This is a genomic window from Acidianus brierleyi (genome assembly GCF_003201835.2).
GTDB lineage: Archaea > Thermoproteota > Thermoprotei_A > Sulfolobales > Sulfolobaceae > Aramenus > Aramenus brierleyi.
Map to the genome: position 1 here is coordinate 85,157 of NZ_CP029289.2, position 25,752 is coordinate 110,908.

Annotated in this window: 25 protein-coding genes; 9 read left to right on the top strand and 16 right to left on the bottom strand. The window is 29.2% G+C overall.

The genetic code is table 11. The features are described from left to right. Positions 1 to 9 precede the first annotated feature (9 nt). The 8 genes from DFR85_RS16280 to DFR85_RS16315 form a co-directional block, all read right to left on the bottom strand. Entirely contained in the window at positions 10 to 687 is a 678-nt protein-coding gene (locus DFR85_RS16280) for a hypothetical protein (protein WP_110269187.1), read from the bottom strand. A gap of 156 nt (positions 688 to 843) precedes the next feature. Continuing rightward, positions 844 to 2,466, bottom strand: a complete 1,623-nt coding sequence (locus tag DFR85_RS16285; protein ID WP_110269188.1) for a S9 family peptidase — start codon at positions 2,464 to 2,466, stop codon at positions 844 to 846. 272 nt (positions 2,467 to 2,738) lie between these two features. Beyond that, positions 2,739 to 2,999 carry a hypothetical protein gene (locus DFR85_RS16290; protein WP_110269189.1) on the bottom strand — a complete coding sequence of 87 codons (261 nt, stop codon included), beginning with the start codon at positions 2,997 to 2,999 and terminating at the stop codon, positions 2,739 to 2,741. Between the two features lie 125 nt (positions 3,000 to 3,124). After that, complete coding sequence (locus tag DFR85_RS16295) at positions 3,125 to 3,265, bottom strand: hypothetical protein (RefSeq protein ID WP_162582527.1); 141 nt, start codon at positions 3,263 to 3,265, stop codon at positions 3,125 to 3,127. 8 nt (positions 3,266 to 3,273) lie between these two features. Next, positions 3,274 to 3,489 (bottom strand): hypothetical protein, encoded by a 216-nt coding sequence (locus DFR85_RS16300; protein ID WP_162582529.1) that lies wholly within the window; start codon positions 3,487 to 3,489, stop codon positions 3,274 to 3,276. Between the two features lie 440 nt (positions 3,490 to 3,929). Then, complete coding sequence (locus tag DFR85_RS16305; protein ID WP_210433946.1) at positions 3,930 to 5,078, bottom strand: MFS transporter; 1,149 nt, start codon at positions 5,076 to 5,078, stop codon at positions 3,930 to 3,932. Then, a complete protein-coding gene (locus tag DFR85_RS16310; protein WP_110271721.1) occupies positions 5,075 to 5,917 on the bottom strand; it encodes a glycine-rich domain-containing protein in 843 nt (280 codons plus the stop codon). Before DFR85_RS16310 ends, DFR85_RS16305 begins: the two co-directional genes overlap by 4 nt. A gap of 43 nt (positions 5,918 to 5,960) precedes the next feature. Beyond that, positions 5,961 to 6,200, bottom strand: a complete 240-nt coding sequence (locus tag DFR85_RS16315; protein WP_246252955.1) for a hypothetical protein — start codon at positions 6,198 to 6,200, stop codon at positions 5,961 to 5,963. A gap of 456 nt (positions 6,201 to 6,656) precedes the next feature. Between DFR85_RS16315 and DFR85_RS16320 the strand changes: the two genes are divergently transcribed. Next, positions 6,657 to 10,157, top strand: a complete 3,501-nt coding sequence (locus tag DFR85_RS16320; protein WP_110269194.1) for an MMPL family transporter — start codon at positions 6,657 to 6,659, stop codon at positions 10,155 to 10,157. A gap of 107 nt (positions 10,158 to 10,264) precedes the next feature. Beyond that, positions 10,265 to 11,584 (top strand): PQQ-binding-like beta-propeller repeat protein, encoded by a 1,320-nt coding sequence (locus DFR85_RS16325; RefSeq protein ID WP_110269195.1) that lies wholly within the window; start codon positions 10,265 to 10,267, stop codon positions 11,582 to 11,584. Here DFR85_RS16325 and DFR85_RS16330 read toward each other — a convergent pair. After that, on the bottom strand, positions 11,549 to 12,322 hold the full coding sequence (locus DFR85_RS16330; RefSeq protein ID WP_110269196.1) for a ParA family protein: 774 nt from the start codon (positions 12,320 to 12,322) through the stop codon (positions 11,549 to 11,551). The genes DFR85_RS16325 and DFR85_RS16330 overlap by 36 nt on opposite strands. 36 nt (positions 12,323 to 12,358) lie before the next feature. Beyond that, positions 12,359 to 12,751 (bottom strand): hypothetical protein, encoded by a 393-nt coding sequence (locus tag DFR85_RS16335; protein ID WP_110269197.1) that lies wholly within the window; start codon positions 12,749 to 12,751, stop codon positions 12,359 to 12,361. Positions 12,752 to 12,876: 125 nt separating this feature from the next. Here DFR85_RS16335 and DFR85_RS16340 point away from each other — a divergent pair, with 125 nt between their 5' ends. Next, positions 12,877 to 13,032 carry a hypothetical protein gene (locus tag DFR85_RS16340; protein ID WP_162582531.1) on the top strand — a complete coding sequence of 52 codons (156 nt, stop codon included), beginning with the start codon at positions 12,877 to 12,879 and terminating at the stop codon, positions 13,030 to 13,032. A gap of 1,594 nt (positions 13,033 to 14,626) precedes the next feature. Here the strand turns inward: DFR85_RS16340 and DFR85_RS16345 are convergent. Next, entirely contained in the window at positions 14,627 to 15,244 is a 618-nt protein-coding gene (locus tag DFR85_RS16345; protein ID WP_110269198.1) for a hypothetical protein, read from the bottom strand. A 111-nt stretch (positions 15,245 to 15,355) separates the two neighbouring features. Between DFR85_RS16345 and DFR85_RS16350 the strand changes: the two genes are divergently transcribed. The 3 genes from DFR85_RS16350 to DFR85_RS16360 are packed head-to-tail and all read left to right on the top strand — an operon-like array spanning position 15,356 to position 17,629. Continuing rightward, positions 15,356 to 16,132 carry a hypothetical protein gene (locus DFR85_RS16350; RefSeq protein WP_162582533.1) on the top strand — a complete coding sequence of 259 codons (777 nt, stop codon included), beginning with the start codon at positions 15,356 to 15,358 and terminating at the stop codon, positions 16,130 to 16,132. A gap of 36 nt (positions 16,133 to 16,168) precedes the next feature. Next, entirely contained in the window at positions 16,169 to 17,011 is an 843-nt protein-coding gene (locus tag DFR85_RS16355) for a hypothetical protein (RefSeq protein WP_162582535.1), read from the top strand. A gap of 33 nt (positions 17,012 to 17,044) precedes the next feature. Further along, on the top strand, positions 17,045 to 17,629 hold the full coding sequence (locus DFR85_RS16360) for a ParA family protein (RefSeq protein ID WP_162582537.1): 585 nt from the start codon (positions 17,045 to 17,047) through the stop codon (positions 17,627 to 17,629). Here the strand turns inward: DFR85_RS16360 and DFR85_RS16365 are convergent. Beyond that, the gene (locus tag DFR85_RS16365; protein ID WP_210433928.1) at positions 17,621 to 19,072 is read right to left on the bottom strand and encodes a carboxypeptidase M32; all 1,452 of its coding nucleotides are present in this window, start codon (positions 19,070 to 19,072) and stop codon (positions 17,621 to 17,623) included. The two genes, DFR85_RS16360 and DFR85_RS16365, sit on opposite strands and share 9 nt — an antisense overlap. 77 nt (positions 19,073 to 19,149) lie before the next feature. Then, complete coding sequence (bluB, locus tag DFR85_RS16370; protein WP_110271722.1) at positions 19,150 to 19,815, bottom strand: 5,6-dimethylbenzimidazole synthase; 666 nt, start codon at positions 19,813 to 19,815, stop codon at positions 19,150 to 19,152. Positions 19,816 to 20,090: 275 nt separating this feature from the next. Here bluB and DFR85_RS16375 point away from each other — a divergent pair, with 275 nt between their 5' ends. Further along, complete coding sequence (locus DFR85_RS16375; protein WP_110269203.1) at positions 20,091 to 20,363, top strand: ACT domain-containing protein; 273 nt, start codon at positions 20,091 to 20,093, stop codon at positions 20,361 to 20,363. Then, entirely contained in the window at positions 20,364 to 21,704 is a 1,341-nt protein-coding gene (locus tag DFR85_RS16380) for a DUF711 family protein (RefSeq protein ID WP_110269204.1), read from the top strand. Here DFR85_RS16380 and DFR85_RS16385 read toward each other — a convergent pair. Continuing rightward, positions 21,701 to 23,416, bottom strand: a complete 1,716-nt coding sequence (locus DFR85_RS16385) for a hypothetical protein (RefSeq protein ID WP_110269205.1) — start codon at positions 23,414 to 23,416, stop codon at positions 21,701 to 21,703. The genes DFR85_RS16380 and DFR85_RS16385 overlap by 4 nt on opposite strands. A gap of 274 nt (positions 23,417 to 23,690) precedes the next feature. Here DFR85_RS16385 and DFR85_RS16390 point away from each other — a divergent pair, with 274 nt between their 5' ends. Beyond that, a complete protein-coding gene (locus tag DFR85_RS16390; RefSeq protein WP_246252956.1) occupies positions 23,691 to 24,557 on the top strand; it encodes a hypothetical protein in 867 nt (288 codons plus the stop codon). On the opposite strand, the gene DFR85_RS16395 is transcribed toward DFR85_RS16390, so the two are convergent. Both DFR85_RS16395 and DFR85_RS16400 read right to left on the bottom strand, forming a co-directional pair. Then, complete coding sequence (locus tag DFR85_RS16395; RefSeq protein WP_110269206.1) at positions 24,444 to 25,079, bottom strand: aspartate racemase/maleate isomerase family protein; 636 nt, start codon at positions 25,077 to 25,079, stop codon at positions 24,444 to 24,446. The genes DFR85_RS16390 and DFR85_RS16395 overlap by 114 nt on opposite strands. Positions 25,080 to 25,192: 113 nt before the next feature. Further along, entirely contained in the window at positions 25,193 to 25,720 is a 528-nt protein-coding gene (locus tag DFR85_RS16400) for a hypothetical protein (RefSeq protein ID WP_110269207.1), read from the bottom strand. Between the last annotated feature and the right edge of the window lie 32 nt (positions 25,721 to 25,752).

Genomic DNA, 25,752 nt, shown 5'->3' on the forward strand with positions numbered 1-25,752 from the left:
ATAAAATTACTAAATAAGCTTTATTTCAAAATTAGCATCTCCTTCTACTCTTATTTTATCTCCTTTCTTAACAACAAAAGGTCCTATGAAAACACCAGAAGATACATAACCATTTATCTCACCGATCTTTGTTAGCCATTTCAACATTTCCAAAGGTCCACCATAAACAAAATCTGGTTTTCCTTTTCCCATTAATTTATCATTTATATATAATGATACTCCCTTTACTGGAAGATCAATTCTTTCTCCAATGTATAATCTTCCAGCAGCTGAATCGTCTGCCTTTAATTGAAGAGCATTTAAATTCCAAGTATTAAATCTAGTACCTGGAATTTCTATTCCTAATCTAATATCTCTAATACATTCTGGAATATTATTGGAGGAACAATGATTGGCTAAAAATACTACTTCAACTTCAGCAAAATGATTTTGAAACCATAGTTCAACTTCTTTTTCTTGCGTTATCATTGGTTTAGTTAGTATACCATACATTGGTTCCTTTCCTTTAAAACGAATTAAATGTTCCTTTGTAACTAATGATATCTTATATCCGCCCAGACCTTCATCCTTAATTAATTTCGAAGAAAAGTCATTAAATATCCTATTGGACTCTTCCTCAGTAACTTCAAAAGGGTCAATAGATTTTCTAGTTTTATATGCTTCATAGAGAAGATTTGATTTATCCATAATTGTTTAACATTAGGAAAAAATTTAAATCTTAATCCATTCAGTCTCTTTTTTACATTCAAATACAAGATTTATTATAAGATTTCAGCTGAAACACGGTTCGTCATCTTTCAGCTTATTATTTTTCCACATTTACTACTTCTAACTTTCTGTAGTTTATTTGCATTTCTTTATAAATTCTACTGTATTTCTTATAGAGTCAACATAATTTTCTATCTTAGCAAATCCATGACCTTCATTCTCATATATCTTATATTCTATTTCTACTCCCTTTTCTTTCAATTTCTTTACTACTTGTTCAGTTTCCTCGGCAGGACATCTAGGATCATATTCTCCCGCAAGTATCATTAGAGGAGTTTTTATATTATCGATAAAGAAAATTGGAGATCTATCAACCAATAGGTTATGGTCATTCCCCATTTTTATTTCGTCGTACTGTTGAAGAAATTCTCTTTCAAATTGCCTTTCAGTAAACCAATTGACGAAAGGAACTACGGCTACGGCGCTGCACCATATATCCGGATATTTTGTAACAGCCATCATTGTTAAATATCCACCATAGCTAGCACCAGTAACTGCTATTTTATTTAAATTCAAAAATTTTGCAGCATGTATAACGTCTTTTAAGTCTCCTCCTCCTAAGTCTTTATCATTTAAATGATTGAATTTTCTTCCATATCCCGTAGAACCTCTATAATTAGGGCATATCACTTTAAATCCAGCATCTACTAAAAACTGAATCGTAGGACTAAAAGTATTTACACATTCCCAATCTGGTCCTCCATGAATGTAAACTACACCTTTAGTTTCATTACCTTTAGAATAAAGCAATGATGGTATATTTACTCCATCAAAAGATTTGTACTCAACTTTTTTAGGCCTTACGAAATTTCCGCTTATTCCTTCCATAGAATTTGTTAATCTTTCTATATTTCCGTCTTTATCTACTCTATATAAGTCAGAAAATCTATCATAATTTGAACCTAAATAATATAAATAGTTTCCGTCGACATATAAGTTTCTATTGTAACCTTCACTTACTATTATTTTATCATCCTTAATAATATTGAAATCTCCAAAATTATCTTCTATATACACTAATTTATCATTAAAGTATAAAGCTTCGTATTTCTCATGATTAGAAGTTTTTAACCATTTTATATCTCCATTATTAAATATCCCTATATCAAAATAATTATTCTTATTACTTATAAATAGAATTCCATCGCGTGTGAAACATTGGGAAGATGCAGGAAATTCCTCAGACTGCGATAAAGATACTATTTCTTCTCTCCATTTATCTACCTCGAGTATATGAAGATCTTGATCGTATATACCTTGAGAATATGCTACCTTTTTTCCGTCTTCAGAAACACAAAATGAATCTACAGGTATATTTCCTTCACTAAGTCTATTAATCTCTCCACCTTCGTATAAGAAAAGATGTATAGTATTACTTTCTCTATTAGATAAAAAATAAAATTTATCATCAGTTATAAACCAAGGATTTACGTTATCGTACTCATCCTTAAGTATAGGAGAAAGAGATCCTTCAAAGATATAAATCTCTCTCTTCTCACTCCCTTTAGGATCGCCTACAACAGCTAACTTCTTTTCATTTATCCAAGAGACCTCCTCAGCGTAAAAATTAGAGTCTATCCTTCCTTCTCCTAATATGTAAGCTCTAGGAATATCTTCTTCTCTAATGAAAGCTACTCTACCGTCTTTTACATCATAATTAGTTATTGGCTTTATCTTAAACAAGTCTTGGTATTGCATAAGAGGAATATTCACAGTGTTTAAATAACTTTATCATAGATATGTTTTAGAGATTAACGAATTTTCTTGTGCAAGTTAACTCTGAGTATCTATTTTAATACGTAATATTTTAATTTACTAAAAATATAGAAGATCTTTAAACTGCAAAGCAAAATTTGATAAAACCGTCTTTTATAGGATTAAGATTTTCTTATCTAAATATTAGCAATCCAGCAAAAGCGAACTTTATCTCTAAACCTTAATTTAAGATAAATTGTAAATATTTAGATAAATTATCTCAAAATAATTTCCTTAACCACTTTATTTTTTATTTTACTGTAATATCTATCGTTTTTCTTTTCGTAGTATAATCTTATTGAACTGGAAACATAATCGGCAACTCTAATCCCTGGAAGATCTCCCTTAATTTTAAATCTTACATTATTTGTTATTTTTGATAGATCTCTATCAAAACTAAAAATTTCTCTCTTAGGTATAGAAATTCTATCATAAAATATTTCTTTTATATCATGACTCTTCTTTTTAAACTCCATATAGTAGTTTACGGGAATTTATCTTGCTTAAATATTTTCATTCTATTATGTAACGAAATAAATTTTAACTGTTTTATGGCGATAATGTTTTAGGCTTTACGACGAGACATTTAACTTATCTTCTCTTATATTAAATTATTTTTAAGGTAACGTAATACTGCAGGGATTTTCGAAGAAAAGCTATCCATACTTTCAATTAGTTCTTCTACAAATATCTTCCATTTTTCTGCAAAATTTTTGTCATGAATTGCTAAATAATTTCTCACATCTTTATCTATAATAAGACAATAAATATCAATATCCATTTTAGATATATATTTTGTAAATATCTCTCTAACCTCGTCTTTATCATTCTTAAAATGAAATTTATTAATCTAGCTTCATTAATAGACTCATAATAGTGTTTTTCGATATTTCTAGGTTTATAACTTACTACTGCAGAAATTATATAATATTCTGAATCACTGCCTAAAGTTCCAGATTCGTCCATATAAATAAACATTGTAAAATAATAAAAATACTATATCTTAAATTTTAACTTTTCCATAGTCTATAGGATGCATCTTAGGATATAATATGAATATCTTAACAATTGATTAAATTCGATTAGTTTAACTTACAAGAAATAAAAGTACAAAAAAGTTTTTTATAGTAGTGTTTTAATAAAATAATAATATGTGAGAGGATCTGTAGGGGGATACCCACAGGATGAATCTTGAAATTGATAATTTTCTCAGTAAAGATCTATAAAATAAAAGTAATATTGATTTAAACATACATGGAACTAACAGCGTGGACTATATCTTAAGGAAAAAGTAAATTATTGATAGCTTCTAAACTTATAGCCAGTACCTATCGTATAAGTTTTCCTCTATAAGAATAACAAGATATGGTAAAATCTAAATATCATAATTAGAACTACGCTGATATCTAGTTTTCTAATGAGGTGTAAATAACTCTATTTGCAATAAGACCTATTATACCTACTAAAGAGAGTAGAGTAAAGCTTATCTCATAATCATGAATAGAAAACAGATAAGCTGTAATTGAAGTAGAAAATGCTCTTCCAAGTCCTTCTGCCATCCTAGTAGATCCCATTGCCATACCTATTCCTTTACTATGATATTTATATGATACTATATAAGAAATTGATAAAATTATTGGATTTAAAATAATTTCGCCTAACGATATAAATATTATAAACATTGTTAATCCAACTATATTTCCAAGATAGAAAATACTTAAATACGACATAGAAAAGACAAACGAACCTAAAATATACATGTACTTCAAATTTAATTTTGTCATATATCTTCCTATTGGTTCTTGAAATACAGCACCTAGTAAACTGCTTAAGGAAATAAAATAACCTATTAATAAACTAGAAATTTTAAGAATATTGGTAGAATAAACTGTAAAACCAAATAGTACTTGTGAACTTACGAACGCAAATATAAATTGAACTAGAATAATCTCCATTAAATATTTAGATGGTCTAATAAAATATTTTCTATTAACACCATTATTACCGTTTTTTGTATTATTTAATTTATAAGCTATAGGTATAGAAATTAAATTTCCTAAGCTACCTAAAAGAAGAATAAAGTTCCATCCAATATAATAATATAATAAACTACCTATTATAGGTCCAACGACCCAACCTAAATTTATCCCTGCTCTAAATCTAGAAAAAGATAACAAAAGATCTTTTACAGAGGGAGAACTTAAAGTACCAGTAGCTGTAGAAGATGAAGTAACATATAGAGAATTAAGAAATGCCTGAATACTTAGTATTATTATTCCACATATACCATTAGTTAAAAAGAAACCTAAAAATAATACTATCGACGTTAAAAATAATGAGACTACAATAGTATTTTTTGTCCCTATACTGTCAGTTAGATGACCAGCTAAAATATAGGATATTAGTAATATAGGATAACCAAGAGAATAGAATATAATGACTAATAGTGGTGGTAGATGATAAAAATCGTAAAGAGCTATACCAGTATAAGTCCATATTGCGGTTAATGATGAAAATCTTATAATATTTACAGAAAAAATAATTATATCTTTCAGAAAAGTTCACCCAATGGATGATGTATGAATTTTCCAAAAAATATTTCACAAAATTGTTTATATAATATAGAGTGAAGAATAAACAGATGGAAATACATGTCTACTACACCGCTTGGCGCTACATAACTCAATTCTTTTCCGCCATATGCTATATTTAGAGCCATCCATTTTTTAAACTCTAACTCTATTCTCTTTATTATCTCATAATCTATTTTACCAAAATGTGCTATTAACGGGAATCTTTGTTCCGGCACAAATTTAAACTCATCAATGCTATGAAGTAAATTTTCTGATATAGGTGAAAGGTCTAATCGTTCAAGCATAAGTATTCGATATAAACTACTATTATCTAATGATTCCAAAACTTTCTTAGGTAATATAGTTATTTCGTTTACATTATCAGGTTTTAAATTAAATCTTAATCCGAAACTATTGTCGTCATTATTTAATAATTTCTTTAATGAAACATTGTCATGTTTAGGTATTCCCCAAACACTTTTGCTAAATTTTTCGTATTCCTTAGTATGAAGAATAAGAAAGTGCCAATATAGATCCACAGCACCACCTGCAGTAAATAACCTTTTTGGGAAAATAACTGTTAATGCTACAAATCGCCTAAATTCTTTTTCAATCTTTTCTGCTAATTCCCTATCAGCTTTTCCATAATAAATTTTTATAGGCCAAACTTGTTCTGGAGAAAATCTGCGTCCTTTCCATATAAAATTTGATGTAATATATGATAGATCATACGAATCTAAAATCTCTAGCCTTTCTTTTACTTTATCTAATCTTTCTTCTGGAACATATTTACGCAATTCCTCATAATTAATAATACTCATAAAATCACCTTTAAAAACAAAAATAATATCATTTCTTAAAAAATTATTCAAATGGATCTTTATACTCTTCTACCGGATACTTCTTCTCGTCATAATCCACAAATGCACCGCTATACGAATCTCCACAAGGCATTGGAGTTTCTGGCCATATGCTAGTATCAATATTCCCAAAAATCTTTATATATAGCTCTCTAGTCTCTTTATATGCATCCCTAGCTACTGGTCTTGTTCTACTATTTGCTGGTATATGTTCTATTATTTTATATTCTTCGACTTTATCCATTTTTCCTCTAAATTTAGCTTTGCTAGACAGTTTTTTTAACTATAATAATACATTGAAACTTTTTAGAGTGCAATTAAGATCATACGTTATAATTCTCCTTAATATTAAAAAGTATAATAATTATCTATATTAGTAATATATACTTTTTAACATATCCTTAATATTAGAAAATACATTCTTGGTTATGCTACTAAAAGGATTATTAGCACTTTAAGAAGATTTTACAATTATTCTTAGCTTATACTATCTTAATCGCTGAGAATTTTATGAGATTAGTAACGAAGAACTCCAAATATGTATCTGAATTAGAAAATTATTGATTTCCGCTTATTTACTAAATATAAGATATCTCAAACTAAATCAGATCAAATAGACTAAGTTAAAATACCTTAATTTAAGACATAATTAACGTGGAAAAGCTTTTATTAGATATATCTAAATTGCTTTTGACCTTTAGTGTTTAACGGCTTAGCTAAATTCATATCAAAAAAATGGTATGTATTATTAGTAGTATGGGTAATTGTTTTAATAGTAGCAGCACCTTTATCTTCATTATTTTTTAAATCAGTAAGTTATAGTGTTACGATTTCTATCCCTGGAAGCACAGCCTCTAAAGCTGAAAATATAGTTTCTAATTATTTTAAGCTTCAGGGAGCTTCCTCAGCAAACGGTGTTCTGTTACTAAAGGGTAATGCAAGTAAATATTCACTTTTCCTCTCTAATCTAACTTCTTACGGTAACATATCGTTAGAAAGTTTCTACACAATTGAAAAGTCTACGTTGAACGCATCATTATCAAAAATATATCCATCAGCACTAAATTTAACTAAGAATTTTATTAAAATAGCAAATAATGAGACAGAACTCTATTACAATTTATCTAAAAATGCGGAAAAACTTAACTCTACAATACCTAAACTTGAGAATATTACAAATTCAACAAGATTGATTGAGTCAAAATTCTCAGAAGTTAAAGATAACATAAATACTACAACAAACGAAATAGAGTTTCTACATAACGGAATGTATAAGAATTTAACTTCTTTTGAGATACTCAAAGAAGGAGAAGTAAAGGTAAATTCCACAGCATTTAATCTAACTAAATTACTATTTTATCCACAAGTAGCGTTCCTAAAGGTATGGATATCAGTATATGACAATGAAAGTTTACCTTCATATCATAACGTTGCCATATCTAATGAAATCGCTTATAATTATGTTTCTAAAGAACTTGAGGAGCCAGAAGTTAAAGATTTCTTTAATATATTTTTTAAATATTGGAATTCTAGCTACAATTATCAGAAATTAAGTCAATTTCCAGAGAATTCTAGTGTACCATACATTGTTGCAGATAATAGTATATATGATGCTTCTCAGATATTTTTTGCGCAGAATTCTACCACGTTAAATTTTGTAGATTTCATGTTAAAATATTTTAATATAACCAATTTTAATCAGGAAAATACGTTTGAAGATTTTACAGTCAATTATGTTCATACGATCTATAATGTTCCAATATCTCTAGCATATACTTTATATACAACGTCTCCACTAGACGTAGTTCTCAATATATATCACGAAAAAACTAATATTTCCATTTCTCTCCTTAAGGACATTTTAGAAAGTAATACTACACAACAATTTAGTAATATCTCTCTAACTATAATATTGAGTAAAGTTAATTCTACTGAAAGACAATTTATATATCAAGTATTTTATAATATGAGTAAAACTCCTTATGAGTTTGCAGTAAACTACATAAGCTATAAGGCAAATATCTCACCAGAAATAGTAGGAGAATTAGCTAACTTTACACAACCTATACAATATATAAATTATATATCAGAAAAAGAAGCTAATCAAACTGGACTTCCTGTTTGGTTCTTTACTGAACTTATAGAAGACCATAATTATAGTAATTTAACTGCTTATCTAGTAGCACCTAAACTAGCAAAACTCAACTATATTTTAGAAAGATCAAATATTACCGCATTTAATCTAGCACTGTATCTAGAAAATGCTACATGGGAAAAGACAGCAAATATTTCGTCGTTGCTTATTGCCAACTTTGTAAATTCAACAACCTTAATCCATATTAATAACACGAAACTCTATCATACTCTGTATTCAATGATATATTCCAATATATCTCTATCAACTGAAATAAATAAATTAATTTCACAGAATACATTCCCTGTTGAATTAATACAAAATATAACAAATGGATTATTTACAAATAATTATTATATTATAGCAATGAAAGGAAACTTCACATATAAGGAAGCTGAAAATTTTGAAAGCTATGTAGAAAATCAAACACATTTGCAACCATATTTAACGGGACCTAAGCCAGTTACACACTCCTTAGAAGGTATAGCTAACTCGGCGTTTTCAATTGCTATCCCAGTAGGTATAGCTCTGGCAATAATTCTTGCAGGAATATATTTTAGATCAATAGTCGCTGCGTTTGCACCATTAGGAACATATTTAGCTGCATACCTAGCTTCTTCTGTCCTAATTTGGGCAATAGTTGTAAAAATTCTAGGAATAACGATAGATTTTCTGACACCTAGCCAGGTTCTACTGTTAGCCTTAGGATTAGGTACAGATTATGTAGTGTTTATTTCAAGTAGATACATAGAGGAAAGAAAGAAAGGAGTTAGTAAAGACAACGCAGTAGAAGAAGCAGTAAAGTGGGGAGGAAGAGCAGTAACAATTACTGCTTTCGTAGTTATGTTGTCATTCTTGTTCCTATATGTATATAACGTTCCATTCTTCTCTGATACTGCAATAGCCGAAATGTTAGCCGTAGCTGTAGTATGGATAGCTTCTGTTACTTTATTTACATCGATATTAGCAGCATTGGGTGACAAATTATTTTTCCCTAGAAAGCTCAGTAAAAGAGAAGAAAAAGAAGGAAAGGGAATAAGAAGAGCAGGGTTAATAGTAGGAGTTATAACAGCAATAGTAATAATTTCTGCAGTATATGCAGTAACTACTCCATTAACTTTTAACATTTTAGATCTATTACCTCCTAACCAGGCTACTGAAGGAGTTAATTTATTAAGTAGCCAATTTACTTCTGATAACGTATTTCCAATTTATGTTGTAATACCAATTAATAGTACATTTAATGAAAGTACATATCAGTATGCGTTATCCATATATCATCAATTGTCAAGTATCCAAGGAGTTACAGCAGTTGATTCTCCAGTCTCACCCTTAGGCGGAGTAGTATCTTATAATAATTTAAGTGAATACAATTATACACAGTACATCTCTCATGGTTATATGCTATTTTTGGTAAACCAAAAATATCAACCATTTTCTGATAAAGCATTTAACGTCGTAAAGAACATACTTTCAGTCATAGGAAATAAAGGATATGTAGGAGGAGGACCAGTTGATGCTTTTAATATATTGAACTTTGTAAACACAGATTTCGCGGAAATTTTCTTACTGATTACAGTAACTATGTACATTATTTTAGTAATAATGACTAGATCATTTTCAGTAGCTGGCGTAATAATTTTCACTATAATGTCAGCAGTAGCAATAACCCTAGGATTAGAAAGATTAGTATTTTCAAGTATGGGATACTCGCTATTTGCAATAGTACCATTATTCCTTGTAGCTATCATTATAGGCATAGGCATGGATTATAATATATTCCTTGTGGCAAGAATTCATGAGGAATTAGAAAAAGGAAATAATATGGAAAAAGCAGTCGAAATAACAAGAAGTAGAATAGGCAAGACTATAGTATTCTTAGGTCTAATATTTGCAGGCACAATGGGATCTCTTATGCTTGTTAATGCTGCAATACTTCAGGAGATAGGCTTTGCATTAGCTGTTGCAGCTATTTTAGAGACTTCCTTACTTTGGTATTATCTAGCTCCTTCTTTGCTAATACTATTGTATAGAAAACTTAAAGTCAAACCAAAAATGCTAATATAATCTCTATTTTTATATCTAATTTATGTATAAATTGATAATATAGCTAAGAATACATGCTCTATAGTAATAAAGAAAATTTATAATTATCTTTTAACTTATCAACTATAATGAAAAACCAAAAATTTTTGCTTTTTATCTCGTTAATAATTTTGTCTTTAACACTTTTCTCTTTTTTATCTCTATCTTACGTGCATGATTTAACTCTTATTATACATTTTTACAGTCCTCAAAAACCAAAAACTAATACCTTTCAGTTTGAAGGAAATCCTACTCATGTATACTACGTTAATACAACAACTGGATATTTTTCGTTAAATGTGAATAGTGCTATTGTAGTTCCACCTTCTATTTATGGCCAATATCTTATAATTACAACATCTGGACCAATGAATATGCAAACAAGAAGTTTAAACGAAATGCTAGGATGCGTAATAGCAGTTAACATAAATAATGGAAAAATTATATGGAAAGATGTATTTCCGAATCAAATAATGACACAGCCAATAATAGTTAATGGAACAGTAGTTGTAGGCCTTGGAAATGCTTATTTTATTAATTCCACGATCAGAGGAAATGGAACTAATGCTATAGTAGCAATAAACATAGAAAATGGAAAAGAGATCTGGAATTTTTCTACTCTAGGAGAAGATATGCCTACTCCTGTGTATTATAATGGAAATATAATAGAGCCTAATGGAAATGGTTGCATATATGCAATAAATCTGTTAACAGGAACTTTATCATGGAAGACTAAGATATACTCCTATGTTAGTATGTCATCTCCAGTTCTCGTAAATGGGAGTATGTACTTTGGTAGCGCATATCCATATGTATTTTTTGCAATTAATGCGTCTAATGGAAAAATACTTTGGGACGATAACTTTACTGCTTTATATAACAACTATTGTGTTCACGGACTAGACGATTCATCACCAGCATACTCTAATGGAATAGTAACAACATCATTTACTTTATTAAATAATTCTAATTCTTCGATGGTTAGTGATATGCTGACTGCAATAAATGCTACGAGCGGAAGAATTTTATGGGTTCTAAATGAAGGTGTAGGATCTATTCCACCTAACTTAGAATCTCCACCAGAAGTAATCTATAATGGAACTGTATTTCAAGATACACCGTCCGTAGGTATATTATATGCAGTGAATTTAACTACAGGTAAAGTAATATGGGAAATTGATACTGGACCCACTACAAGTAATATTGATATTTATAATAATTATGTAATGATTCAAAATTCTACTGGAACCCTGTTTATAATCAATAACGGAAAAATAACAGAAGAAACGCAATTAGGCGTAATGCCCGGACCTGGTAATTTGTTAATAACTAGAAATTCAATTATACTCGTTGGAATTAATGGAGAGATAGAATCAATCCCCCTTAAGGTATTTCAATTGCCTAGCTAATAATTTAATTTCTTCTGGAATCTCTAGATCCTCTATTTTACCGTTAAATTGAAATAAATTCTCAATAAAAGGTAAAACAAATCCAGAATTTAATTTCGTTTCCTCTAATGCCTCCTTCAAATCTCTTTTACTTTTATCCAATTCTTCTGGATAAGGAGGAACTAAATTTATTATTAGACCATATCCATTACCTAAATTATTTTGACTTTCTATTTTTTTAATGTAGTCTATAGTAGCTTTTATACTAGGCTCTGAAGGGTCAGTAACATAAATTCTTAATATTTTGACTTTTGGGAAATTTTTTAGAAAAATAGAAAGTTCATGTTTAACAATTTCATCATTAAAGTCAACTAAAGAAGGATTATCTACAATATAAAAATCAAATTTCTTCTTCAAAATTTGACTATATAATTCTTCAACCTTGTTTAAGAGGACGGTATTCTTATGAATAATACTAACATCAGTGAAAAATCTTGGGCCTTCTCCGTAAAACTTTATTACAGATATTTTACCATTATTATATTTTTTCTCCGCATAGAATTCTCCATGCTCTTTTCCCTCTATTATTGATTTTACTAATCCATCTCCTTCTAAACCTAATATTCTAGATGTCCAGCCTAATGGATCTCTATCAATTAATAATACTTTTTCACCCATTTCAGATAAAGCTTTAGATAGCAATAAAGAAATAGTAGATTTTCCAGAACCCCCCTTAACGCCAATAATAGATATTCTCATTTTCCCGTTTTATGATGTTTATATATTTTAAAAAAATTATGTTCCTTTTATTATTGAATCTAGATACTTCATTAAGCCAGATTCTACATGTTCAGTCCAAAGAATTTCTGGAACATCCACTGCTAGAAATAGTGGGCTTACTATTAATGCCTCTACTGCAGTAACCCCAAGATTTTGAATCCATTTGCCTATTCCTACATTCACTTTCAAATTCTCAGGTGTATTTTCAAAAGTAAATGTTAATGCTCTGTCTGCAGCTATTAAATCCCTTAATATTCCAGCTTTTTGAGCCTGAACTATTGCTTTATTTCCTTCAACTTTTTGCTGTACTTTATATCCTTCATTTTGAAGATATTGAACAAATTGATTTATTATTTGATTAACATCTTGTTGGGAAGGATATTCTCTTTCTTTCTTAAATATAGCCATGTAGTGAATATTTCCTTATTCAATTTAAAGTTAGTGATTACGAAGAATATAATGCAATTGAAGGATTTAAATATTAAATTAGATAACTTAAAAAAGTTTATATAGTACTTTATCTAAAGCTATTTATGCAAAAATATTTTACTATTTTAAAAACAAACCATTGTAAGACAAACTATGGTCTTTTTGAATGTAAAATTGAAGATGGAAAAGAAAATTGTAAACTTATAGCTTGTGTAGTTCCAAGAGAAAACGAAGAACTATCTCTATACACTAATATTTAAGTTGAAAATTGTTAAGACTATGTTTTTCAAGTTTATATTTTGAATCTTAATTGCAAAGTCGTTTTGAATTTGAAAATAATAATATATTATTGTACTTCTGTAAAATACTAAATATTTTAATATAATATTTACATTTTCAATATATAAAGATTTTAGTAATTAGGTTGAGCTTCATAGAATTTATCATATGTTAATATCAATCCTTAGTTCTTGAGTTCAGTGAGTTGTAGGTAGTTATTCAACTCACCAAAGATATAGTCCTAACGTATACGTTCAGAATATCAAGAATGTGAGAAACTTGCATACCTATCGTTCTCTCATATCTCATAGGATAACAGAAACTCCAAACATTGTTCTATTAATTTCCTTATTACACTCTAATCTCCTTCCCGTCCATAACGGTAGATCCAAAATCATATTACAAATATAAATTCAACACTAAACCTCATATTTTTTCTTCATAAGGAACATATTTCATTATACTCATAACCATGAGTAATAAGAATAAATATATTAAATAATCAATGTAAATAAAACGGATTCTATCATATACATCCCATCATTTTCTAATATTATAATAATATTCCTCAGTTAATCGTATAGAAATATAAAAGATCTAATACAATACTTAAAAATTTCTAAAAAATATTGCAGAGTTAATTATCTAATTTCATTAAATTCACATAAATAACTAATAACAAATAAAAATTATTTTTATTAATCAGATTTTGAGTCTACCGCATGGTGGAGTCTTCCGCCCCTTTGAACCTCCATAAAGATAAATTGTCAAGAAAACTATTATGTTATTTTAATGTATCTAAATAAAAATAGAAAATTTTAAAGCAAGATACATCTAGAATGTTAATTTTTATATGTATAAAAAATTATAATGAGCCGAAGAGCTTATAAACTGTTTAAACATATATAAAAAATATGGTTAAACAAGATAAACTAGGGATTTATTTTGAGGAATGTGACAGTCTTAAAGGATTAGAAATTTGTAGAAGCTACAGTATAGGTAGTGACGTTAGGAGAAGACTATAGTTTGCAAAATATATATTTCTGCAATTTAACTCAAATTTTATGACTGACCGTAAATAGTTATGGCATAGGAAAATATTTCTGATTTACGATTAATATAATCATAAAGATCATGGTTGGAAAATATTTTCTATATGCTAGTTATTTTATAATTATATATTAACTTAGTTCCCAATTAAACTACATATTTGGAATTTTTAGTAGTTTAAGGATTTTCATGAAAAGAGTATTCCAGGATTATGAAAAGATAAATAATCAAGAATATTGAAGCAGTTCATAAAAATACATAGCAAATTAATAATTCCTTAGCTTAATTGAGAAGTAAAGATAATGAGAAACTTTAACAACTATAGACGTTAGAAAGCGACATTTGCTTATATATTTAATATCTGAACTCCATTATTTCAAATAATAGATTAAAAATTATATGATTTATTAGAACTAGATTAGCGGAAAATTCTCCTAACATTTTATCATACAGATATATAAACATAAACTAAATCAAATAAATATAAAAAATTATGGAATTAGTGGTAATGTATTAGTCTTTTAGTCAAGTTGGAGGTAATGGAACAGCAACTGTAGAAGTTACTACATTATCGCCAAAATATACCGTAAAAGTAGCTATAGATGAACTACTTGGAGATGGTAATGGAGTATTTGGTTGAATAAGTATTCCAATATAGTATGTACCACTGGTTAAGGTAATAACAGAAGATGGTGAGGAGACTGCAGATCCTGACGAAATAACTTTAAACTCACCGTTATACCCCCCAGTTGAGCTTTCTATAATTATCCATGCATTAGTTATCGGATTCGTAGTTGAAGTATATGAATATGAAACGTTAGTTATATACAAATTCAATGTTGACGAGGCTGTTAAGGTAACCGCTTCATAGAAGTAGTCATAGGAGGAGTCTGTTATATTTATATCTGCAGTAAAAGAGTTAGCAGGAGTTGTAGTTACGTCAATATAGTATCCTTTCCCGGAAGGTAAAGACACTACTCCATTTGGTCCTACACTTATGGTTAAAGGCGATGAAGTAGAGTATATATTTACTACTCCAGAATAATAATAAATTACGTCTGCCGCTACAACTGGTACTATAGCTACGAGCACTAATATTGGAATTAAGATTCTTCTACTAATATTTAATTTCCTCATAATCATCTATATAAACCTTCTACATGATATTTAATAAGATTAGCTAGAAGATATAGCTTCTTATTTCTACTTTTCATACGAAAGAACTTTTTAATTAACATTTTTATAAACAATTTTGTGGAGATTAATCTAAAGATATTCGTGGTCATTGTTATAATACTCTTAGTTATTGCAATGTTTTCAACCATATACGCAACTAAATTTACAATAAAAAGCGGAAAATTTTATCCTCCTTACGCTAAAGTTATAGGCGCATTTACGTCTAACGGTAAAATTAATGTTGAAATAAAGATAGAGAACGAATCTTTTCCTATAAAAATAGAAGGAGGATATGTAAGTATACTTAATACTCACCAGAAGGAGAATATATCTCCAACTAATTTAACAATATTTAATGTTTCATTTCCCATAACTCGCGATTTAGCTTCTTTTTCAACTGTAAGTGTTAATGGAGTTATTCAAGGCATAATGAAAGGAAATAAGGTTTTTATTACATTTTCTTCGGTAGCTATTCTCCATATATCAATTTCGGTTACTATAATTAATTTTACATACAATAATTATACTGAGGATATTTATTTAAAGATTTTTAACCCTATAAATATAACAATTTTTGGTATAAAATACCCTAGTATATCGAATGCAAATTTATCACAAAGTGTTGTTGGAGGATATTATTTTCCGTTAAATATAACTTTGCCTATAGGAGTTCATTACCTTAATATATCTCTCAATTTTAAAAAATATCCGAACAGCTTAATATATGATAGAAATCTATCTATAGGATACTATTATTACTTTTCCGGTTATCTTCTAACTAGATTATATTTCATACCTCCTCAAAATGATACATTTTATTTATATCATATAGAAGAGTTTAGTCCAATTAGATGATAGATTTAATAATTTATGTTTTTAAAGAAGACGTATATGGGAAAAGAATTAAAAATAAGACCAGAAATAGCGATATATTTATCTATAGTCTTGTTGATACTTTTTACTTGGGTATTTTATCCGATATGGAATTTGAAAAGCATCAATTATGCTCAATTCATAACTCCACTAGGCTTTAAGGTTTATTTCTTTAAGAATAGTTTTCTATTAATATCCCCATTAACAATAACAGCAATTGTCTTCATGATAATTTCAGCTATTATACCAATAATATGGAGATCAAGTAGGTATTCTCTATACGCTTCCTCATTTTCCTTATTTCTTAGCTTTATAATGATAATAAATTCCCTAATTTTCCAGCAAAGATATCTATTTTTTCATGGATATTCTGCTATACCTACAGTAACTGGAACTTTTTACATACTTTTCCCATATAAAACTTACTTTTCTATACCTTTTTACCTTATTTTCGTAGCTATAGCAATTTCTACATTAAATTCAGTAAAGAGAGCTAGATGGATTCCATATAACAGGCTTACATTATTAGAAAAAATAAATTCTGACATTAATAATAAGGGTATAATAACTACTTTTTCTGAATGGTTTGAGAAATTTGGTATATCTTATGCAAGTGAAAGCAATCTATTAAAAACTAAAGATTTGGTTCTCTCTACTGAAGATAAGAAGAGAAATTTATCTGTATTTTTCCCAAGTGGAGAGACAATAGTCTTCGGTAAGAAATACGTTCTTTATATTACAAAGGAAGGCGAAACAAAATATTTGAACATTAATGATGGAATTAAATTGGCTATAGCTAAAGCAATAGAAAGAGCAGATGTAGAAAAAACCCAGATAAAAGAGGAAAAAACATATTTATGAAACAACTAATTTTGAAAGGTGCAAATAATAAAAGTGTCGAGCATTAAGGGAGGAGTAGGAAAATCTACAATCTCAGCTTATCTATCAAAATATCTTAGTAAAAGACATAAGGTATTATTAATTGATGCAGATCTCATAAAGTATTCAGGCTATATAGTAAAGGTCTTTGAAGGATTCTGGAGATTGAAAAGAAATTTAACAGTTTATGAGATCGAGGAGAATGATAACATTGAAAAAATTCTGAAAAATAATTATGAATATGCGGTAGTAGATTGTCCACCTTTTCCAGAAATTATTTGCAATAAAATAGATAGTAATATAGACATCTATGTAAGTGATATAACTTCATTAGATTTACTATTACAATATGTAACAAATAAAAAAATAAAAATTCTTGTCATTAATATGGTACCTCCTTTTCCAGAAGATCTTGAACAAATATCAGAAAAAATAAAAAATCTGGACTTCAATCTTAAAGTTGTTATTCCTTTTATACCTAAGATCTTTATGAGCAAATTTAGAGATATAGAAAATAGCGAAATAGAAATAATAGAAAAAATGTCTAATAGAATAGAAAAAAACAGTTTTAATGGAGAAGTAATTTCACCATTAAGCTAGGTATTTGTCTTTTAGATATTCCACAAAATAAGAAGGATTATAATCCTCATTGAATGCTCTATTAAGTAAAACCTTAGGTGAATATATTGAACCATAGTAACATATCTTATTTTTTAGAAAATCTCTAACACTATCAAAATCTCTTTCTTTTATCTTCTCCTTTAAAGTAGGGAAATTATGATATAACATTCCTGCAACAACGTTTCCTAAAGTATATGTAGGGAAATAACCAAAAGACGCTTGTGACCAATGTATATCTTGTAATGAACCTTCTGCGTCGTTCTTTGGCTGAATTCCTAAATATTTCTCCATAAACTCGTTCCATATTGAAGGTATATCCTTAACATCAATTTCTCCAGCTATCAGCCTTTTTTCTATTTCATACCTTAAAGCAATATGAAAATTATATGTAACTTCATCAGCGTCTACTCTGATCAAACTAGGTCTTACTACATTGAAATATTTATAAATATCTTCCGAATCATATTTTTCCAAAAACTGAAGATTACTCTTCAAAATCGGATATATTACTGATACAAATTCTCTACTTCTACCTATTATATTTTCCCAAAATCTTGATTGCGATTCATGTATTCCAGAAGAAACCCCGCCCCCTACTGGAGTCATATCCAACGACTTATCTATTAATAGTTCATACATGGCATGTCCGCTTTCATGAATCACAGAAAACATAGTCTCCTTGAAATCTTTACCTTCATATCTTGTAGTTATCCTAACATCATCAGCAGAAATTTTAACTGTAAATGGATGAGGAGAGATATCAAGTCTAAATCTAGTTAACGGCATTCCTAGCAGTTTGATGATTTCTTCGTTTACTTTTTTCATTTCGTCTACATTATATTCTACATCTTCTAATTCATGTTTCTTAGGAAATTTATCATCATTCATAATTTTATCTAAGATCTGTTTTAGCTCTGGAAGAAGATATGAAAAAATCTTATCAGCGTCACTAACTGTAAAGCCCTCTTCATATAGATCCAATAACGCATTATATGGATGACCTTCATATCCCAGTTTTTCTGCTATTTTTCTTTCTAATTCCACTATTTTCGTTAAGTATGGCTCAAATTTGAGAAAATTGTTTTCTTTTCTAGCTTGTCTCCACACAATTTCGGCTTCTGAAGTTAGTCTGTTTAGCTCTTCATCTATTTCTTTAGGAACAGCTAAAAAATATTTTATTTCTCTACTTAAAACTCTTTTAACTCCTTTACCAAAATCGTCAAGATCTTCGTCTCTTAGCTTTTCTACGTTTTCCTTAAGCTGCATTATCTTTTCTCTACGTAGTGTAGAAAGTTGAGCAAAGACCTCTCCTCTTGCTTTTGCTCCTTCTTGCGGCATGTATGTTTCTAAATCCCATCCTAAAAGACTTATGGCATAAGAAATACTCCAGGCTTTTCTATATTCGTTTAGAATCTCTTGCATAAACATACTTAAAATGAATGGTTATAATATTAGCTTCTAAAATTCTCATTATGAAGATTAAGTGAAAATGTAATTCATTAGATGGATATGCCATCAAATATGCGCTTAGTGTTCTCATCTGGAATTCCGTTCCACTTGTCTAGAAATATTACTGATGAAAGAGGCAATCGCTTATTCCAGCCTTTTTCTTCTAGCTCAGGCTTCTCTGGAAAATCTGTAACATAACCTAAATCTAAATAGGCTATAAGTTCTACATTAGATGGTATACCTAGAAGTGTTTTTATTACATTCTTGTCCATAAAGCTTACCCAGCCGACACCAATATTTTCAGCTCTAGCAGCTAGCCATAGATTTTCTATTGCTAATACAGTACTGTAAATACAAGTTTCTGGTTGAGTTATTCTGCCTAAAACGTTTGGGCCACACTTATTAAGATCACATGTAACAGCAATGTTTATCGGAGTATCTAAAATTCCTTCTATTTTTATGTTATCAAATAAGTTTCTTTTTTCATTATCAAGTATTTTCCTATATCTTTCTCTTTGTCTTACAACTTCTTCTTTCACCTTTTTTCGCAACTCATAATCTTTTATTATAATAAAATTCCAAGGTTGAGAAAAACCAACCGATGGTGCCAAATGAGCCGCAAATAAAATTCTACCTAATACGTCTAATGGAATTGGGTCTTTTTTAAAATAACTTCTTATATCTCTTCTACTTTTTATAGCGGTATATAATTCCATGGATAAGATATCCATATAAAAAGAAATTAATTTTTCTATAGTATCAATGATTAATTTTTTCAATTTTACTAATAGTAAGTAAATTAATTCCAATAAAAATGATTTATAGTTCATTTAATATCCAAAAATACTAAAAGCGTATTAATAATTATTTTATATAACAATTAGTTAAGGACTAGATCCAATATACTCTTCAATTACTTATAGAGCGATTGAAGTTATAACATGACCAATGAAAACAAAAAGTAAATTAATCCATTATTTTCACTTTCTCTATGGAAACTGCAGTTGTGGTGGTTATTGGAATAGATAAACCTGGTATAGTGGCCGGAATTTCGAGTAAATTGGCCGAAAATAACATTAATATTATAGATATTTCTCAAACAGTTCTAAGAGGAGTTTTTTCAATGATTATGATAGTAGATATTTCTAAAAGTAAAGTAAATATAGGAAAGTTAAGGGAAGAATTAGAAGCTAAGGGAAAGGAACTAGGAGTCGACGTTCTTGTTTACCATGGAGAAGTTTTCCAATATATGGAGAGGATATAAATGAGGTATGATGCTGAAGAAATTGTTGAAGTTATAAGAATGCTTAATGAGCAGGACTTAGATATAAGATCAGTTACTCTTAGTATTAATACTCTATTTGCTATCTCAGATTCTGAAAATAAGGTATTCGATAAAATTAGAAATATAGAAAATATAATAAAAAGATTTGTTTCTGCAGTAAATAAAACTGAAGAAAAGTACGGCATACGAATAGTAACTAAGAGAGTTGCAATATCGCCCTTGCAATACTTTTTAGAAGTCGTTCCTAAAGAAGATTTTGCAATAGAGTTAGCAAAAATACTAGATAGTATTGCTGAAAAAAACTCTGTTGATTATATTAGTGGATTTTCTGCTCATGCTGAAAGAGGACTTAGTTTAGGAAGTAGAGTATTAATGGAGTCCTTATCTTCTGCTTTAAACTCTACAAAAAGAATAACAGGTATGATAAATGCCGCATCAACGTCTGCTGGATTAAATACTGATGCTGTAAAATTATTTACAGATAAAATTTTTGAAATGAGTCCAGAGGCTTCGTCAAGAGTATCGATAATGGCTAATTCTCCTCCAGATTCTCCATTTGTGCCTTCTGCACATCATGGAGAAGGAATGCCAGACGTTATGATAAACATAGCGATAAGTGGACCAGGAGTAATAGAGAATGCTATCAAAACATCTAATCCAAAAAATTTTGTTGAGCTCTATGAGATAATTAAAAAGTCATCCTTTAAAATAACTAGACTTGGAGAGTTAATAGGTAAAAGTGTATCAAAGGAAATTAATGCGCAATTTGGTTCTGTGGATCTTTCAATAGCACCTTCTCCTAAGATTGGAGACAGTGTAGCTGGAATAATAGAATCTATGGGAATAGGAAAAATAGGTGGACATGGTTCAGTGGCAGCTATGGCTTTGCTAATGGATGCAGTAAAAAAAGGAGGAGCTATGGGTACTTCTTCAGTAGGTGGCTTAAGTAGTGCTTTTATTCCAGTAAGTGAGGACTCAATAATGGCTGAAAGAGCATTAGACGGTTCAATAGATTTCTTTACGCTATTATCAATGTCTGCAGTATGTAATTCTGGTATAGATATGGTTGGAATAAGTAAATCACAAGGGAAAGATAAAGTAATAGGATTAATTCTTGATGTGTTATCAATGGGAATAGTTTTGAATAAAATCTTAGGAGTAAGAATTATTCCAGTAGATCAAAAACCTGGAGAGTATATAGATCTTGGTGGGCTCTTAGGCAAGGTTGTTGTCATGAAACTTAAGGATATTAATGTAGAAAGATTCTCAAATATGAAAGGATTTATTCCTAATACGATCAAGAGATTGGAAATGGGCTAGTTTAAGTATAAATAATACACACTTAACATGTCACCATAATAGACTTGAAGTTCCACTTGAGTATAATTAGGAATATCAAATATAGGGAAAGGCGACTTCAGCTCTATTATTTCCCACTTTCCTTCATAAAGTGGTTTTGCCGTATAATTCCATATATAGCCATTAGCAGTTATCATGACCTTATTAATAAATAGCCTAAATTGAGGATAGACAAAAGTTGGTAAATTGCCATTTGATGGATCATAACTTACATTCAAAATTATTTCTGAGTTACTAAATTTAATGACATTAACATGGAAATCATCAGTGTATCCTACGTAATTATAATGATATAACATACCAAGGGAAAATAGTATAATTAATGTTGCTACAATAATAGTTTTGCTATTGATAATATGATTTCTTATAGAATTGAATTTTATTTCTTTTATATCACTTTCTTGCGCAAAACCTAACCAAGACCAATACATTATATAATTCCATAATACCCTATATTCTAAGAGGAAAATAAAATAAGGAAAAGAGCTCCATCTATTCCTAAATTTAGGATAAGTTACAATAAATAAAATTATTTCTGAAATAGCTATTATTATCATAGATATGGTAAAGAAATTTCTCTCTATATAAAACATGCCGTTAAATGAAAATATAGATGGCCCAAAACCAATTCCTATTAACGGCGACGTTATTGGGGATAATACTGCAGAAAAATATAGGCTAGGGGATAATAGTATAAAATAACCATTAGTTATCATAAAAGATAAAATTCCATATAATATAAAATTTTTAATATTTCTTTTTTCCTTATATAAATAAATTAAATAAAATGGCAGTAACGCTAAGGGAGTCTGCTTATATGAGACTGCTAGCCCATAAAATATACCTTTTAGTCTCTCGCTATTCACAAATAGAGATAAAGAAACAAAAAATACCCAAACTATATCGTCAATTCCACCTGCAGGATAGTTAAGATTGTTAATATTTACCATTATGCCTGGAATTAATGCATTAAAAATAGGTAGCATTTTTTTTCTTTTTAAAAAAACATAATATACAAATACTGTCATAAAATAGAAAAATACTAAAGTATATGTAGGAGAAAATCTAAAAAATCTTGCTGGTATTTCAAAAAGAAAGGAAAGAGATGGATACCCTAGCCATGTTACATATCCGCCAGTAGTTAATGGAGTACCAAAAAAATAAGGGCTAAAATCTCGTATAACTTGATAGAGATTAGAAGTCGTAATAGGATTATACGGATTATGTCCACTTAAAAAAACTCCAGCCGATAAATAATCTATAGCTAACTCGTCTGTACCAAATCTAGCAGGTCTTAAAAATAACATATTGAAAACGAAAAACACTAGAAGAATTGCCTCTGATAAGTAATTAAGTAAATATCCTAATAATAATAACCCATAATAGATAATAAACAAAATCACTTCCAAAGATAAACTTAATCCAAGATTAAGTCCACCATATTCTACATAAACAAAAGGAATAACTATGTATTCCGCTATTATTATCCAATAGAAATATTTACTTATATTATATAAATTACTTATAAATAGAAATGTTCCAGATAATAGTAGTAAAAATATATTAATAGAGATATATACTAAATTAAGATAATTAGGATTAGAAAAGAATAGCATATCTAGTGCTAAAAGTACTTGCGAGATATTAAGAGACAGTAATCTTCCCTTATCCACATTAATAGGGACATTACGTAATAGTTATAAGATTATTCATAATCAATTTTTCTTATCTAATATGCTAAATTATGGAAATTAATCTTCTACTTCTTTAAGCCCTAAGGACGAAGATTCCTTCAACACTACGATAAACGTATAATCTAGAAATAGGATTGTATTTAGGAAATACTAGTACGATAATAATGGCTAATATTAAATAGTATGATTCTCGAACCAGATTACATAATAGTAGGTAAATTTTTTTCTTTAGTTCTATACATTTTATCTTAGGTTGAGTATTAACTGTAGATCTGATAGTTGCAAGAAAGTCTTTAAATATCTCTCTAGAAAAGAGGGTACTTTAGAAATAATAGATCAGGCTCCAAAAGCATATCCAGGATTTAAGTCTTATATAAGAAAAATAATTAAAAAAGAGGAGCTCTTATTTAAGGATATAGTTCTAGGCGAGGATATAGTATCCGCAATGGAAAGCGGATATAAAAATGCACTAATGGGATTTTTAAGATCTGCTGAAGAAAGTAATAGATTTATAATAGAACGTGCTTGTCTTACAGTATTCGTTTCTGCTACTACACCAAAGTATATAGATCTTCTTAGAAAAAAGAAATGGCATACTCTTGTTGATCTAGGTTATATTATTAGAGCAGAAAGTGAAGGAACAGGTAGAATGAAAAAGTTTGCAAACAGAAAAGTAAAGCTAGATCAATGGTCTGTATATTTAATGGGGAAACCTTTTTGTAAAAAACACGTCAAAATCCTTGAATATTCCATTCCAGTTGAAGATTTAGAGGAAAAACTTAAAATGAGAATTGATGCTAGATGTAGCTTATGCCATAAACCTGCTGATTATTTCACATTAGCTATGCCTAAGGCTAGTGCCCTTATAGGTCTTGCTGGATACATTAAAGGAAAAGATGTTACAACATTAATGAAAACATACGCAAATATCTCTAGAATATTGCATCCTTATGGATTTAACGATATAAATAAGGATAAAGTATTTACTATCTGGGCTAGAGATTTTTTAACTGTTATTACGGAGATTAATGATCTCCTTAACCTTGTCGACGGAAGCAGAAGCAGCAGTGACGACGGGAATCCTACCATTAAGTCTATCAAGAATAGGAAGGGTAGATAATATAGTACATGCTATATATATTGCATCAGCAGATGATTCTTGGGCAACCTTAGTAGCATCAATAACTAGTTGATGAGGAGTAGATGCTATAGCTGGACCGCCTGTCCTACCTAACGCGATTGATCCTACTACTTTGAATCCTAAGCCATAAAGCCATTTAATTTCGTAATCATGGCGTCTTTGATTATAAGGAGTTATAACGTATAAATTATTAGCCTTTAAGTCTTTCAATTTCTGAACTATAGCCTCTGTTGATATTATTACCGGTTTAGAGAAGAAATTCTTAAGCCTTTTCATTCCATCACTATAGAACACACCATATGAACGAGCGTAGATTATTGCATCTCCTTTTTCTGCTTCCTTCTTTATTTTAGATAATTCATTATACATTCTCTGCATTTCGTCCCTGGAGTTCCCATGTCCTGGGTAATATTTCATATAAAATACATTAACTTGATCAAATACTAGTTTTATGTCTTTGGGTAATACAGGATTCTCCTCTGATACTATTAAGGATATCATACAAAACGATCTAGCTTTGCCGAAAATAATTTTTTCTATAATATTTCTTTAACTATATTAAAACATAGATATCTATCTTATAAGAGAAAAATTGATCTATATTGTAAATATTTTTATGCATCTCCTTGAATTACCCTTACTTTTACTCTATATCCTTTTCCTTCTTTAGTCATTTCGTACTCTAACGTGAAACCACTACATTTTCTTTTAACTATTATTTTATTTTCTGAAAAAGAATACACTGGAGAGCTACAATTCTCATAGAATGGTCTTAATCTATCTTCTATTTCGTCCTGATCTTTGGCATAAAATTCCATATTTAATGAATTTTCGTTATAATACGAATATACCATATGTCTAGAAACTAAAAACGCTACAAACGCGCTTATACCTATCCCAACTATAGAAAGAATTATGGACAAAAATTGTAAAAGATCGCCTAATAGAGGTACAAACAGAAATTTTACTGCAAGAAAAATATATACAGTGGACGCTATTGCAGAGGAAATTATCGATGATATTATTGATGAATATAGTTTTCTTTCAAGAAAAGAATTAGCTAAGCCAACTATTATGGGACCGAGTATAGGTAGCCACCATATAGCCAACGCTAATGGTATGGAATATTTTAGAGATCTCACTAGAAAAAACTCTATCTTAAAAATAAAAAGTA